Annotated in this window: 10 protein-coding genes; 5 read left to right on the top strand and 5 right to left on the bottom strand. The window is 47.0% G+C overall.

Annotated elements, in window-relative coordinates; translation table 11 throughout:
• Positions 1-1237: transposase (locus tag V6C93_RS12955; RefSeq protein ID WP_333477071.1), on the bottom strand; the 1237-nt coding region annotated here is incomplete at its 3' end.
• Between the two features lie 401 nt (positions 1238-1638).
• Between V6C93_RS12955 and V6C93_RS12950 the strand changes: the two genes are divergently transcribed.
• Positions 1639-2982 (top strand): adenylate/guanylate cyclase domain-containing protein, encoded by a 1344-nt coding sequence (locus V6C93_RS12950; RefSeq protein WP_333477070.1) that lies wholly within the window; start codon positions 1639-1641, stop codon positions 2980-2982.
• Between the two features lie 301 nt (positions 2983-3283).
• Here the strand turns inward: V6C93_RS12950 and patD are convergent, their stop codons facing one another.
• Positions 3284-3643 (bottom strand): heterocyst frequency control protein PatD, encoded by a 360-nt coding sequence (patD, locus tag V6C93_RS12945; protein WP_333477069.1) that lies wholly within the window; start codon positions 3641-3643, stop codon positions 3284-3286.
• Positions 3644-3680: 37 nt separating this feature from the next.
• Between patD and V6C93_RS12940 the strand changes: the two genes are divergently transcribed.
• The 4 genes from V6C93_RS12940 (at position 3681) to V6C93_RS12925 (ending at position 9135) form a co-directional block, all read left to right on the top strand.
• Complete coding sequence (locus V6C93_RS12940; protein WP_333477068.1) at positions 3681-3965, top strand: hypothetical protein; 285 nt, start codon at positions 3681-3683, stop codon at positions 3963-3965.
• Positions 3966-4182: 217 nt separating this feature from the next.
• The gene (locus V6C93_RS12935) at positions 4183-6438 is read left to right on the top strand and encodes a bifunctional (p)ppGpp synthetase/guanosine-3',5'-bis(diphosphate) 3'-pyrophosphohydrolase (protein WP_333477067.1); all 2256 of its coding nucleotides are present in this window, start codon (positions 4183-4185) and stop codon (positions 6436-6438) included.
• A gap of 265 nt (positions 6439-6703) precedes the next feature.
• Entirely contained in the window at positions 6704-7663 is a 960-nt protein-coding gene (locus tag V6C93_RS12930; RefSeq protein ID WP_349262700.1) for a YegS/Rv2252/BmrU family lipid kinase, read from the top strand.
• A 131-nt stretch (positions 7664-7794) separates the two neighbouring features.
• Positions 7795-9135: a tetratricopeptide repeat protein gene (locus V6C93_RS12925; protein ID WP_333477065.1), complete on the top strand. Its 1341-nt coding sequence runs from the start codon at positions 7795-7797 to the stop codon at positions 9133-9135.
• A gap of 94 nt (positions 9136-9229) precedes the next feature.
• Here the strand turns inward: V6C93_RS12925 and V6C93_RS12920 are convergent, their stop codons facing one another.
• From V6C93_RS12920 to V6C93_RS12910, 3 genes are all read right to left on the bottom strand, one after another.
• Positions 9230-9964: a peptidylprolyl isomerase gene (locus V6C93_RS12920; RefSeq protein WP_333477064.1), complete on the bottom strand. Its 735-nt coding sequence runs from the start codon at positions 9962-9964 to the stop codon at positions 9230-9232.
• A gap of 130 nt (positions 9965-10094) precedes the next feature.
• Complete coding sequence (locus tag V6C93_RS12915) at positions 10095-11663, bottom strand: HlyD family efflux transporter periplasmic adaptor subunit (protein WP_333477063.1); 1569 nt, start codon at positions 11661-11663, stop codon at positions 10095-10097.
• 135 nt (positions 11664-11798) lie between these two features.
• Positions 11799-14915 carry a peptidase domain-containing ABC transporter gene (locus tag V6C93_RS12910; protein ID WP_333477062.1) on the bottom strand — a complete coding sequence of 1039 codons (3117 nt, stop codon included), beginning with the start codon at positions 14913-14915 and terminating at the stop codon, positions 11799-11801.
• Between the last annotated feature and the right edge of the window lie 50 nt (positions 14916-14965).

The following is a 14965-nucleotide window of genomic DNA, read 5'->3' as shown; positions in this document are numbered from 1 at the left end:
GTTTCGCCTCTGACCTAGACTGATTTTTGCCAGTCCCCGGCAGACCGACTGCAACAGGCTCCTTCGATTCGCCAGAGTCCCTGGCTACTAATTGTTCCAGACCGCGTTGTCGCACTACTTCAGCAGCAGCGTGGTCTCGATCTGTTTGATAACCGCAGAATTGGCAAGAGTGGGTTCTGTGGGAGAGCTCCTTCTTTCCAGTCGCCTCCCAACACATTGGGCAAGTTTGAGATGTCCCATCTGGATTCACCCTGGCAAAGAAGATACCTTTTTTCCAGCACACAAACTTGAGGATATCCAGAAACTGACCAAAGGCAGCGTCAAGAGTCTGCTTGCACAGCATTCCTCGGCTCATCGCCTTCAGGTTTAAGTCCTCAGCAAATATCATCCCTATCTGTTGGTCTCGACAAAGATGATTTGCCGTTTTGTAGTGGTAATCCTTGCGGGCAGCGGCTATGTTGTTATGGTGTTTCGCAACTTGGCGACGAGCTTTCTCGTAATTAGCAGACCTTTCTATCTTACGAGCGAGTCGGCGTTGGAGCAATTTCAGCTTCCTTTGCTTCTCGACAAAGAACTTCGGTCTGCCGATAAACTCTCGGTCAGAAGTTGTCAAAAACTTTTCTAAACCTAAATCAATCCCCACTGCTCGACCATGTGGTTGAACAGTGGGGATTTCTATATCCGATTCAATTGAAATGACAGCTTCAAAGCGAGCAGCTTTGCGGACAATGCGTACTTGCTTGATGACAAATCCTTCTGGAATGGGTCGATGCACTTTTATCTGCACAGAACCCAACTTAGGTATCTTTATTTGCCAGCCAGTTAAGGAGTCAGGAGCTATTTGAGGGAAAAGCAGTGACTTTAGCTGTCCATATTTCTTGAATCTGGGAAAACCAAACCCTCGCTTGTGAAAGAAATCCCAGGCATCATGAAGGCGTCTAATGGTCGTTTGTAGTACTTGAGACGGAACTTCAGTGAGCCTGGGATAATCTTTCTTGGCTTTGGGTAGGGCGTTTTGCTGCCGATAATATCCAGGGAATGGAGTATCCGCAGGGATGATATATTCTGCCTCCAGGGAGCATTTATCTACTGGGCATTTACGAGAATTGCACCAGTCTTTGATTTCTCTAAGAGCATAGTTGTAGCTACCACGACATATCTCCAGCCAGTCAAGAAGCTTGGCTTCCTGCTGGGCGTCTGGGTATATGCGGTATGTGTAGTTAAGAACTACGCTCATCAGTCATGAATATATCGATGGCTGATATTTTAACATAAGAAGCCTAGGTTCTAAATAGCGCGGCATTGAGGAATTGCTAATTATAAGGACATCGAGTCTCTACAATTAGCTTAAGGAGTCCGTGTATCCCGACGCTAACATGAGAAGGTATAGCGCGGGACTTACAGCCCCTCAAACTCCCCGTCAGTTAAAACGACAGGAGTTGGCGGTCAAATAATAGACAATTCATGCCTTGTGCATTGAGAATGTCTCAACTCCAAGCCTGCTTGTGCATCTACAACCCGTGTTTTTGTGCCAATCTCCTTAAAGCTACTGCACAATAAGAAGCGTTAAGGGGAGCGGTAATGCTTGGAGAAATTCATCGGCTCAACTGACGTGCCCATGCGGGGAAAACAGCAATCATGCAATCCTGGGGAGACCTAACAAAGTTGGCTGTGCCGCTCAAACAAGGGCTAGCCTTCATAAAAGCCAGTCTATATAGCTCTTGGTCAACTGACTATGAAGTATGGCGCAATAGTTTCTTGAGGAAGCGCTTGCGCATTAGTTTGTGGGTTTCGCTCGGTGTTGTCTTAACGGTTATTTTTCTGACTCTAGGCACAGGTAGCTTGGAGCAGAAATTAACCTGGTCTAGGCTACTGATTGACTTGGTGGTAGGGCTGTGCCTGTTGACTTGTTTAGCACTTCTGAAAACGCCGCTAGCCTACCGTTTTCCAGGACTGCTCTTTCTGTGTTTCTCTTTGTCAGTTATCTTGGTACCGCAAATCGGAACAGCCATTCTAGGAATCGCCACACCCAATGTCTTTACCTGGACGTTTGCGTTTCTGACCCAGGCTACAATTATGCCAGTGCGATGGCCTCTCCACTTGCTGTCGCAGTTGAGCGCACCAATTTTTTATTGGGGAGTAAACGCCGCATTCAATCTGAAGGTGGATAGGCAGATTTACACCGATGTTGAGATGAATCTGTATCTGTTCTGGTTTTGCTTTATCTGCAACCTTTCTGTATATTTGTACGAACGGCTACAGCGTTCTGAGTTTATTGCTCGTAGAGAAATAGAAGTCGCGTACCAGAAACTAGAGCTAGAGCGGAAAAAAACAGAGCGGTTACTACTTAATATCTTGCCTCAGCCAATTGCCGATCGCTTGAAGCAAGAGGAGCATACCATTGCCGATCAGTTCCCTGATGCTACAGTCTTATTCGCTGATGTGGTTGGCTTTACTCAGTTGTCTTCCCAAATCTCGGCAGCCGAATTAGTTGTATTGCTAAACAGTCTCTTCTCCATGTTTGATGAGCTGGCTGAACAGCATGGGGTGGAGAAGATTAAAACAATTGGGGATGCCTATATGGTCGTGGCTGGTTTGCCCACGCCTCGGAGCGACCATGCTCACGCGATCGCGAATCTTGCGATCGATATGCAAAAAGCAGTGGATCGTTTTAATGTCGAGTTGAACCAATCTTTGAGTATTCGGATTGGGATTAACAGTGGCCCTGTTGTCGCTGGGGTAATTGGTCTCAAACGCTTCATCTATGACTTGTGGGGAGACACGGTGAATATTGCCAGCCGCATGGAATCTCAGGGAATCGCTGGTGTCATCCAGGTTTCAGAAGCGACCTATGAGTGTTTAAAAGAGCAATATCTCTTCCAAAAACGGGGAATTATCCAGGTCAAAGGGAAGGGAGAGATGACTACCTATCTCCTAACTGGTAAGCAGAGTCTGCCAGTCATATCAAGTTTGCCGAATTAATCGTAAGGAGCGGTGCGGCTCGTTTTCAGGTATATACTTCACCGACACTGCCACGTCAGTGAAATAGCACAAGATAATGCTGTCGGTACCAAAGAGTTAGAAGAGGAATGGCTAGATGTCAACCCGTTCTAACCGCCTAACCCCCATGTGGGAAGAGGTATGCATGACAAGCACCAGGTCATTGAAAAACCGGATGAAGAGAAACCTTCATGTCCGGTTTTATCGGCGAGGCAGGGAGGCAGCTCCCTGTCCTTAGCCAGCACCTGGCCCAGACCCCCAGCGTTACTTAAACAAGGCAGTGTTAGAGTTGAAGTAACGCTTCGCCGTATTGAATCAGGGTATTGAGGCGATCGCGCACACTCAAAACCCGACGCTGGGATGTTGCAGAACTGCGCGATGCCTGCAACAGCATCATATCCGTCTCCAAAAGGCGCATCTGTTTGTAAATTTCTGTCTGAAGCGATTGCCACCGAGGTGCATGTTCGGGTGCTACGTCATCTGCACTGAGTGTCGCAATTTGGCTTTGAAACAGTTGTTGAACGTTTTGGTAGCCCTCTAAAAGCATAGACTCCTCCCAATCGCTGACACTGAGAGTCTTGCCTAGTTGTGCCAAAGCCTGTTGAAATGCCTGATAGTGTTGGAAATGTAATAGTGGCAACATTCTTGCTCGTGTTGGTTTAAAATCAATGTAAAGAATTTTGTCTTTATTAATAAAGGCGATTAAAACCAAGTTGCAGTCTGAACCGTATTGCGTGACTTTTAGGGACTGGGAACTGGGGAACTCGAAGTCCCTGCTGACTCAAGCGCCGATGGGCATTAGGGACGATGGAGGCTGGGAACCCAAACCTCCATCACTGATCCCCAACCCCCAGTCATTAATCCGAAAATTACAGTTAAGACCGCACCCTTGGTACGAGTCACTCCAAAGCCCGTTCCTCAAGGCTCAAACCAGAGAGCAGGCTGTTTTGACAACGAAGCGATGAGCCGAGTAGTCTTCTCGCTTCAAGTGTACTCGCTCATGTCTCCTTCGTGTCAGCCTACGCTCTTAAACCACTTGACGGAGCGTGCAAAGCCTCATCCTGTAACAAGTTACCTTTATAGGAAAGGAGGAATTACAACCAACGAGGATGAACCCTACGGATAATCTCATACCAGTTCCGCTAAAATCATTTCTATTTTTTATTAGTTAGGCAAAGAACTATGGACGCGATCGCTACCACTTCCAGGTTTAACTTCGATGTTCCTGATTGGCTACAGGAATGTATGCTTGCCACATCGGCAGCGGCCAATGAACCAGTCCCTGACGATATTAACTTAATCTGTCGAGCCTTTGAATTTGCCTACCAACTGCATGAGGGTCAGTACCGGGCATCTGGAGAACCTTACATTGCTCATCCTGTAGCGGTGGCAGGTTTGTTGCGGGATTTGGGCGGCAGCAGCGTGATGATTGCTGCTGGGTTTCTGCACGATGTGGTTGAGGATACAGAAGTCACGCCCGAAGAGATAGAAGCTCGGTTTGGAGTCGAGGTGCGGCGGCTGGTGGAAGGCGTCACCAAACTGTCTAAGTTTAACTTCTCCAGTAAAACCGAACGCCAAGCAGAGAACTTCCGCCGAATGTTCCTGGCTATGGCGGCAGATATTCGGGTGATTGTGGTGAAACTGGCAGATAGACTACACAATATGCGGACATTAGAACACTTGAGTCCGCAGAAACAGCGCAGCATCTCTCAGGAAACACGAGAAATCTTTGCACCGCTAGCCAATCGCCTAGGAATTGGGCGCGTCAAATGGGAACTAGAAGATTTGGCGTTTAAGTATCTTGAACCCGAATCGTACCGACAGATGCAACAACTGGTGGCAGAGCGACGAACGGATCGGGAAACTCGGTTAAGTAAGGTCGGAGAAATTTTGCGGGAACGCATGGAGTCCACTGAAATTCATTGCCTGGAAATCAGTGGGCGTCCCAAGCACCTCTATGGAATCTATCAAAAAATGCAGCGGCAGCAAAAGGGATTTCATGAAATCTACGACCTAGCTGCTATGCGACTGATTTTGCAGACGAAAGAAGATTGTTATCGGGCATTAGCCGTCGTTCATGACGCTTTTCGACCGATCCCCGGTCGCTTTAAAGACTACATTGGTTTACCAAAGCCGAACCGCTACCAGTCGTTGCATACCGGGGTGATTGGGCCATCGGGTCGTCCGATTGAGGTGCAAATTCGCACCCTGGAAATGCATCATATCGCTGAATATGGCATTGCCGCCCACTGGAAGTATAAGGAAAGTGGCGGATCGAGTAATAACCGGATTTCAGCGGAAGATGAAAAGTTCACTTGGCTGCGGCAGTTGCTGGAATGGCAGAATGACCTGAAAGATGCTCAGGAATACATGGACACCATCAAAGACAATTTGTTTGATGATGATGTTTATGTGTTTACGCCGAATGGAGATGTGGTTCCGCTCTCTAGGGGGGCAACACCCGTCGATTTTGCCTACCGAATTCACTCACAAGTGGGGAATCACTGTGCCGGTGCTCGTGTAAATGGGCGGTGGACGGTACTGGATACCCCCCTGAATAACGGGGATATTGTGGAGATTATTACCAGGGAAAATAGCCATCCGAGTTTGGATTGGCTGAATTTTGTCGTGACGCCCAGTGCCCGAAATCGAATTCGGCAATGGTACAAGCGATCGCATCGAGACGAAAATATCTCTCGCGGTAAAGAGCTTCTGGAAAAAGAACTGGGCAAAAAAGGCTTTGAAGCCTTGCTCAAATCCGACCCGATGCAGGCAGCGGCAGAGCGATGTAACTACCACAGCGTCGAAGATTTACTAGCCGCGTTGGGTTATGGCGAGTTGACCTTGAATTTAGTCGTCAAGCGCCTACGCGAAGTTGTGAAAGCTCGGCAACCCCTGGAAAATGAGCAGCCGGAACCTCCAGTCCCCCAAATACCGACTCCCAAAGTCCAATCGACGGCAGGCGCTAAGAAGATCGAACCCATTGCTGGCGTTGAAGGACTCCTCCATCACCTAGCGGGTTGCTGTAATCCGATTCCGGGTGAAGCCATTATTGGGGTTGTGACGCGCACGCGTGGCATTTCGATTCATCGGCAGGGTTGTCTCAATGTGGAGACCGTACCCGGAGAACGAGTCATACCTGTAAGCTGGAATCCCACCGATGTCGCTCATGGGCGTCCTCAAACTTACCCAGTCAATATTCAAATCGAAGTCATCGATCGCGTTGGCGTATTCAAAGATATTTTATCTCGCTTGAGTGACCAAAATATCAATGTTCGCAATGCCCAGGTCAGAACTCAAGAAGGGAGACCTGCGATTATCGATATGTGTATCGACATTTGCGATCATCAACAACTGGAGCGTAGCTTTTGCCAAATCAAAAAAATGAGTGACATATTAAACTTGCGCCGTGTCAGTCAGGTTGAGGAGGCTTGCTGAAGCGTATCGCATCGGTTTAAGGTCAGTGATTCGTTGTGGATAAGAAGAAATGCCCTTCTTAAGGGAGAGGAAAACGTTGTCAGGATTTGGTGAGCATTAGGAAGGTGAGTTGTTAGTCATCAGGTTAGCTGAATCCAGAGTTCAGCGAAGGACTAGGAACGAGTAGCTAGAACCCATGCCAGCCACAAACCTGCCCTTGAGAAGTGCAATGGCTTAATCGCCCACTTCAGAGAAAACAATCAATGACTGAAAACTGACCATGACTATTCAGCGTTCTGCCTGCTTGATCTTCAATCCAGTTGCCGGTCAAGGTGACCCAGAACAAGATTTGTTGAACATCCAGACTCTGTTAGAGCCAGAGATTGACCTGGATATTCGTTTGACAACACCCGAAGTGGAGGCGGGTCAACTGGCGCGTGAGGCGGTTGAACGGGGTGTTGAGATGATTATTGTTTCGGGTGGTGATGGGACTCTCTCCGCTGCCGCTGATGCTGTAGTAGGAACCAATATTCCTTTAGGGATAATTTCGCGAGGTACCGCCAATGCTTTTGCTTCAGCGTTGGCACTGCCCGACACAATTGAAGCCGCCTGTCAGACCATATTGCAGGGGAAAACGAAAGTAATCGATGCGGCATTGTGCAATGGCAAGCCGATGGTGTTGCTCGCGGGAATTGGGTTTGAAGCAGAAATGGTTGAAAAAGCGGATCGAGAGACCAAAAACCGTTTTGGAATGCTGGCTTACATTCTCGCCGGCGTGCAACAGCTACGAGAGTTCGAGACGTTTGAGGCACAGATCGAGACCCAGGATAAAATCATTACGGTTAGCGCTGGTGCTGTGACGATCGCAAATGCAGCCCCCCCAACCTCTCTGTTGGCTCAAGGCCCAGCGGGTATTATTTGTGATGATGGACTACTCGATCTCACCGTAGTAGCGCCCGCCAACCGAGCCGGTGCGATCGCATCAGCGTACCACCTGTTGCAAACGGCTCTTCGTGGCGATGCGGTGGAACGAGATGATATTGGTTATCTGCGAGCCAGACGCATCAAAGTTACCACCGAGCCGCCTCAAAAAGTCGTCCTAGATGGAGAAATTATTGGCACGACGCCCATTGACGTTGAGTGCGTTCCCGGTGGATTAACCCTCCTCATGCCCATTACCGAAGAAGATCAGCCCCCAGAAAAACTGGAGGGACTACCTAAATTAAGGGTTGAGCCAAAGGTTTAATTACATCGCCAAACCTTGATAGTTTTGTCGTGAGAACCTCCCTTCCTCTCCTCTGTGTTCTCAGTGCCTCTGTGGTTCCTTAAAATAATCCAATCTCACAAATGATTTAGGATTGCAATATCTGACTATCAATGAGCTTTTCATCCTGGGAGGAAGAGGCCGTGTGGCTTGTTGCCGTGTTTGTTTGTCTCGGTTGGATTTTGTCAGTTTGCCTACATGAATTTGGACACGCCGTGGTTGCCTATTTCGGGGGAGATACTTCAGTAAAAGATAAGGGATATTTAACCCTGAACCCACTCAAATATACCCATCCTGTTTATAGCCTCCTCCTGCCGATTCTTTTTCTCTTGATGGGTGGCATTGCTTTGCCAGGAGGCGCTGTTTATATCAATCATCGTCGCTTACGCAACCGCTGGTGGGAAAGCGCTGTTTCAGCAGCAGGGCCTTTTGCCAGCGCTGCCGTCACGATACTATTGGCAATTCCGTTTGGGTTGGGTTGGGCGACGCCATCTATTGAACACTGGATTTGGCCTAGTTTGGCATTTCTAGTAGTCTTGGAAATTGCGGGTGTGTTGCTCAATTTACTGCCCATTCCTCCCCTAGATGGTTATGGAATTATTGAGCCCTGGTTACCCCAAAAAACTCAGATTCAGTTCAACAAATTTAGCCAGTATGGAATATGGATTATTTTTGCCTTGCTCTGGTATGTGCAACCCTTAAATCAAGTGTTCTGGAATTGTACTTATACCATTAGTGATTTCCTGGGTGTACCACCAGAGATGGCAGGTCAGGGATATGACCTTTTTCGTCAACAAACAAATATTTTAATCTTAGGATTAGTGGGTTGTTTATGGTTATTTAGACGAAAGGAGCTTGGGTGGTATAACAAAGGTGAGAAGTTGCGAAAATCGGAACGCTATGAGGATGCGATCGCAGCTTATAACCAAGCTATTAAAATCCAACCCAAATACTACGAAGCTTGGTATGCAAAAGCTTCCTTACTCTATCAATTACAACGCTATGAAGAAGCCTTAGTTGCCTATGAGAAAATAATTCAATTCCAGCCCGAAGAGGCTCATGCTTGGTTTGTCAGAGGCTGGATACTCGGAGAATTACAACGATACGACCAAGCTATTGCTTCCTACAATAAAGCGATTGAAATCGATGATAATTTAGAGGAAGCTTGGTTTTATAGGGGAAAGACGCTTGAGAAGTGGAAGCGGTATGAAGACGCGATCGCATCCTATGATAAAGCCATTCAAATCCAGGTTGATTACTCTGACGCCTGGTATAACAAAGCGTGTTGTTATGCAGCCCAAGGCAATGTTCCTCAGGCAATTGAGTCTCTGCAAAAGGCAATAAACCTCGATCGCGATCGCTTTAAGGATTATGCGAAAACGGACTCTTGCTTTGATGCTATCCGCGAGAACCAGCTGTTCAAAAACTTAGTACAGGATTTCATAAATTCGTGAGGCTAAGAACCCAGAAATCTAGTTCGTAGTTGCGAGGCGATCGAAGACAGCGCAACTACGAACCGTTACACTGGAGGACTTCCCGCACGAAATGTTAAACAGACAATACCATTTCAGTTTGCTTGAGCTTTTGCTTTAGCCATGCAGAAAACAAATCTGAAAGAATTTTATGGCGCAACTCATCATCTAACTTGGGTTGAATGAGTTCCTCAACCAAAATCAAATGTGCCCCTTTAGCTGTCAATATTGGTTTGAGAAGTTGGGGAGGAGTGGCAGCAAAGACAGCAGCAGAAATCTCCGGTCTTAAATCTGTACGGCGTAGTATTCCCCGATATCCTCCAGCGCGACGTAACTCGGTATCCTGGATGTATTCATGAGCAACCTCAGGAAAACTGATTTCGCCTTCTTGAATGGCATAAAATAGTTCCATCGCTAGGTCTTCATCATCCAACACTACCTCGTACATGACTACTTGAGCGTAATTGAGCAGATTCTCGACAAAAAATGGTTCGACTTTGCCAGTAAATAGATGTTGAGCTAATTTTGAAGAGAGAGCTGTGGTATAGATTAGTTCTTCAAACTCTTCTAGAGTCAGACTATGTTTTTTCATCCAAGTCCAGGCATCTTCAGCTCGTTGGAGTTTGTTGATTAACCGGAAGTTATCGGCTGTTTGCTGAAGTTCTTCTGGCTCTATTTTAATGTCTAATTCTTTTGCTACAGATTCAATAATTTTGCGGGTAGTGAGACCTTCAAGTAGGGAGGGAACTTGACAGGAAAGTTTGGCTTGGTGAATCAGGTCATCGTAGGAGATAGTAAAAACGTTTGACATGATAGAGAGCCTATTATGAGAGGTTAAAGCAGACTATTAAGAATTCAGAAGGACTGCGGTGTGTCTGCAAGGTTTATTTTTAACGAACAAGAGCGCTTTAGGAAGCAAAGATAGGTTGAGTTTTTTGCTTCTACAGTTTCAGACCGCCTTTTTGCAGCTGCTTAAATGGGTCTAAGATGAAGTCGATGATGCGACGTTGCCGGATAACTACCTCGGCTGTTGCTGTTTGTCCTGCGTTTAAGGTGATATGTTTGTTTGGAGTTTCGATATGCTCACAATCGACCGCAATTTCCAGCTCATACATTTCTGTTTGACCTTGCGCTGTTTGTATCGGTTTGGAGTCTGGGGAAATCCAATGTAGATGTCCTGGCACTACTCCGTAGTCTTGGAATGGATAGGCATCAAATTTCAGTTTGACAGGCATTCCTTTATGCAAAAATCCACTTTGTGAAATCGGCACTTGTGCTTTAAATATTAGCTCCACTCCCTTGGGAGCAATCTGAGCGAGCATTTGACCAGGTTCGACTACAGCGCCTGCCCGTTGGATGGGCAGCTGAAAAATTGTGCCATCCCTTGGTGCTCGGATTACTCGTTGCTCTAACTGCAATTTCAAGGATTTTACTTGGCTTTTGCTCTGGGCAATTTCTGATTGGAGGGTTGTAATTTGTGTTTGAAGGTCTTTAAGCTGTTCCTCGCTTTTAAGTACAGCCAGTTTACCCCCCTGCATCAGGCTCTGATAGCCACTCTCCTGCTCTTTGAGACGGGAGGAGGCTTGCTCGATTTCGGCTTGAGCTTGATGAATCATTTTCTGATAGCTGCCCTGCCGCTCTTTTAAGCGAGCCTCTGCCTGTTTGATATCAGCTTCAGCTTGTGCACGTAACCGTCGGCTTTCCTCTGCCAACCGTTCTATTTCTACAACTTTGACTTTGGAAATGACACCGTCTTGCAAGAGTTTGCGGTAGCGTTCGACTTCTGCCATATCTTTGGTAAAACGGCTATCGGCTAGAGCATAAGCTGTCTTACTCGCTGCAATACTTTCCCTTGCCTGCTCCACTTGAGCCAGTTTTTCATCTTGTAAGGTATAGGCTGTTTTGCTCGCAGTAAGCGTCGTCTTTGCTTGCTCTATTTGAGCCTGTTTTTCCAAGCCTTGCGCTTGGTTCTGTTGCTGCTGAGCACGAATGGCAATCATTAATTGGCTTTCGATCAGCTGCAACTGCGCCAGTCGATTTTGTTGACCTTCCAATTTTGTTTCGACTTGCTGAAGCTCACTGCGGAGTAAATCGGATTCTAGTTTCAGCAGAACTTGCCCTGCTTTTACGGTTTGGCCTTCCTTGACACTCACCTCGGTCACAGTTCCGATCGCAGGAGCATCCAATCGTTGCGTTGCACCTTTGGGTTCTAATCGTCCTCTAGCACTACCCGTTTCATCAACTTTGGACAACATTGCCCACGGTAAGACAATACCAGTAAATACGACCAAAAAATACAGCAACCCTCGCGTCCAAACCTTTGGCAAAGTATCGATGAGTTCCTGAGTTAAAGGAGACCAATCATCCATATGGGATGAGCTTGGTTGAGTGGACGACGGTGTTGGACTAGGGTCAGAGAAGTCTATGGGTTCTTCAGATGATACGCTCTGGTTAGGGCGATAATGACCATTCCGACTCGCGTGGTCTTGTAGGCTTGATGGATTGGGCATAGCTACTTAGAAAATAATCTCAATTAACAAGATTGAGGACTCTCTCTTTTTCTTTTCTTCCCTCTGAGTCCTCTGTGCCTCTGTGGTTCGTTAAAAACAAACTGACGAGACACACCCAAACTTCAGCGATGCAAATTAACCTGCGATCGCAACTTGTTGCTGATTCAAGTAGAAGTATTGACCCCGCCTCGCCATTAATTCATCATGGGTACCGCTCTCCACCAAAATGCCTTTATCGAGTACCAGAATTAGGTCAGCATTGCGAATAGTTGAGAGGCGATGAGCAATGACTAGTGTGGTGCGGTTTTGCAGAATGGTGCTGAGGTTATTCTGAATGATGCGCTCAGATTCCGTGTCAAGACTACTGGTGGCTTCATCCAGAATCAACAATCGAGGATTTCCCAACAAGGCACGAGCGATCGCAAGTCGTTGTCGTTGTCCACCCGACAGCATTCCACCTCCCTCACCAATTTCTGTTTCGTAGCCTAGTGGTAAGTCTTTAATAAACTGATGCGCGCCTGCCTGCTGAGCAGCTTCGATTACCTCTTCTAATGCAGCTTCTGGATGACCTAGACTAATGTTTTCGCGAATCGTACCGCCAAACATAAAGGTATTCTGATCGACCACCCCAACCTGCTGCCTGAGCGATCGCATCGACAAAGTAGTCACATCATAACCATCGATTAACATCTTCCCATCCGTGGGGGGATACAGTCCCAAAACCAACTTAGAAAGCGTCGTTTTCCCCGAACCACTGCGACCAACCAGTGCGACTGTTTGCCCTGGTTGCACCTCAAAACTGAGATTTTCTAGGATGTTGAAATCGCTAGCTGGATTGTAGCGGAACGTTACGTTCTTAAATTGAATGTGACCGCGAATGGGTGGCAAGGTTTGGCGAGTTTCCTGTTGCCAATTTTCTTCGAGTTCAGCATCCAGCACATCATTAATCCGCTCCACTGAAATCACCACTTCCTGCAATTGATTCCACAGCACAATCAATCGTTGAAACGGGCTAATAATATTGCCCAGCAACATGTTAAACGCCACTAACTGCCCAATGGTTAGTTCGTTGTGAATCACCAACCACGCCCCAAACCACAGTAATCCTGTGCTGACCAACATTTGGAGCAGTCCGCTCAAAATTTGCAGGGCGTTGCTAATCTTCTGCCCCGAAAACTTGATTTTAACCGACTTACCAAATAATTCCTCCCAACGCCAGCGTACTGTCTGCTCAATTGCCATTGATTTGACAGTATTAATTCCCGTTAGCGCCTGAATTAAATAGCTGTTTTCCACAGCCGTCGCACCAAAAATTTCCCGCGAAACTCGCTGCAAAAAGGGCGTAGCAACTAGCGCTAGTAAGATATAGGGCGGCACAATGACTAAGGTTAGCAGTGCCATCTTCCAGCTATACCAGAACATCAAGCCCAGGTAAACAAATACGGTCAATATATCGAGAACGATTGATAGGGCTTCGCCAGTGAGGAAGCGTTGAATCTTGCGATTTTCCTGCACGCGGGAGATGATGTCTCCCACATAGCGGGACTCAAAGAACTTCAGCGGTAGCCGGAAGGTATGGCTGATAAAACCGACAATTAGCGCTAAATCAACTTTGTTCGCCGTATGGTCTAGAAGGTATTGCCGCAATCCGGTCATGGCAATGCGGAATATACCAAAGATGACTAATCCTAAACCTACAGCTGTTAACGTTACAGTGCTACGCTGTACGACGACTCGGTCTAATAGCAGTTGAGTGAATAAAGGTGTAACTAATCCAAAGATTTGGATGAGGAGAGAAGCAATAAATATTTCTAGCAGTACCAGCGAGTGGGGTTTTACTAACTCAAAGAACTGCCACATCGGTTGAGTGGCTTCTTGGGTGTCTTTGAGTAAGGTTGTGGGTTGCAATAACAACGTGTAGCCCGTCCAACCCGCTTTAAATTCTGCGTGCGTGAGACTGCGCTGACCGATCCCAGGGTCGCAAACAATCACTCGCTTGCGTGTTACTTCAAAGACAACAATGTAGTGCTTCCCTTCCCAATGTGCGATCGCAGGCAAGCTTTGTTGGGCCAGTTTGTCCAGCGTTGCTTTTACAGGTCGAGTTGCAAACCCAATGCTTTCTGCCGCAGCAGCTAAACATCGCAAGGATGCACCACTGCGGTCAACATTAGCCAAATCTCGGAGTCGATTGACGCTAAAACGCTTGCCCCAGTAACGACCAATCATTACCAAGCAAGCAGCACCGCAGTCAGAGGCACTTTGTTGTTGAAAGAAGGGATAGCGTTGGGTGATGCGCTGCCATAAATGACCAACTTTTACAGTCGGGTTGGGGAAATAGGGCTTGTTGACTTTTTTCTTTGGCTGGTTTTTTGACGAAGGCGTCGCGCGTCCGGGTGCAGAGGCAGTAGGGGTAGGAAAAGATTTCTTAGCAGTAACTTTTCTGGATTTCTTCCTAGTCCCTTTCTCTTCCCGACGCCCCTGTTCCCTGTCCTCACGCCCTTCTGTGTCAAAATGTTCTGCCAGTTGTGGCAAGTAATCTAATGCCGTTTCCCAATCAGAATGCCTGAGACTGTACAGTTCTGTAGGTTGAGTAACTTGCCAAGAACGCTCCTTCGGGAACTCGGAGAAAGCATAGACATTCCCAGGCGTCAGTTTGTAATCGGATGAATGTAGGATTTCCCCTCGACGGAGCAACAAAAATTGGCACTCACCCAGTCCGGATATTGGAAGTTTGCCCGACTCCAAATCCTGCCGTTCCAACAGCGATAGCACCTTCATCAACCCTTCTACAGGAGTATTGCGAAGCGTTTCCGTCTGGCGGCACAATAGCAGCAAATCTCGAAGTACAGCTTGGTGATGAACATGCTCTTCGATCGCAGGATATTTACCCATCAGAGTTTGCAAATACTCGCCTGTGATGTAGCAGAGGGTTAAATTTACGGAGGCTCTGGCAGCATAAGGCTGAAAGTCTTCTTGAGGAAACAGAGTAAGTTCCCCAAATGTCGTCCCTGCTTCCACGGAAGCGATTAAATTGTCATCATTATCGAGTAGTCTGGCTTTACCCGCCAGGATTATATAAATTCCAGCGTTTGCATCTGTTGATTGCCAAAATCGGTTCCCAGCTTTTGGCTCTAAAATTTCGATTTGTTTAAAGCAGTTTGAAAGTTCTTGTTCTGAAAGAGCCTGACCGAGAATTTGCGTTAGCTGTTGACCTAAGTCTTGCTTGAACAATTCTGATGATTGCTTAACCATGAATCCCTGATAGTTTCACGACAGAACTAGCTGCTACGAGGTAGAAATAA

Source organism: Allocoleopsis sp. (assembly GCF_036703385.1).
GTDB lineage: Bacteria > Cyanobacteriota > Cyanobacteriia > Cyanobacteriales > Coleofasciculaceae > Allocoleopsis.
The sequence above is the reverse complement of the archived record's forward strand: the minus strand, read 5'-3'. Positions and strand labels throughout refer to the sequence as shown.

Excerpts from the sequence above, each read along its gene's own strand:
- patD (WP_333477069.1), bottom strand. The coding sequence starts at position 3,643 with ATGTTGCCACTATTACATTTCCAACACTATCAGGCATTTCAACAGGCT.
- V6C93_RS12925 (WP_333477065.1), top strand. The coding sequence starts at position 7,795 with ATGAGCTTTTCATCCTGGGAGGAAGAGGCCGTGTGGCTTGTTGCCGTG.
- V6C93_RS12920 (WP_333477064.1), bottom strand. The coding sequence starts at position 9,964 with ATGTCAAACGTTTTTACTATCTCCTACGATGACCTGATTCACCAAGCC.
- V6C93_RS12935 (WP_333477067.1), top strand. The coding sequence starts at position 4,183 with ATGGACGCGATCGCTACCACTTCCAGGTTTAACTTCGATGTTCCTGAT.
- V6C93_RS12910 (WP_333477062.1), bottom strand. The coding sequence starts at position 14,915 with ATGGTTAAGCAATCATCAGAATTGTTCAAGCAAGACTTAGGTCAACAG.
- V6C93_RS12915 (WP_333477063.1), bottom strand. The coding sequence starts at position 11,663 with ATGCCCAATCCATCAAGCCTACAAGACCACGCGAGTCGGAATGGTCAT.
- V6C93_RS12950 (WP_333477070.1), top strand. The coding sequence starts at position 1,639 with ATGCAATCCTGGGGAGACCTAACAAAGTTGGCTGTGCCGCTCAAACAA.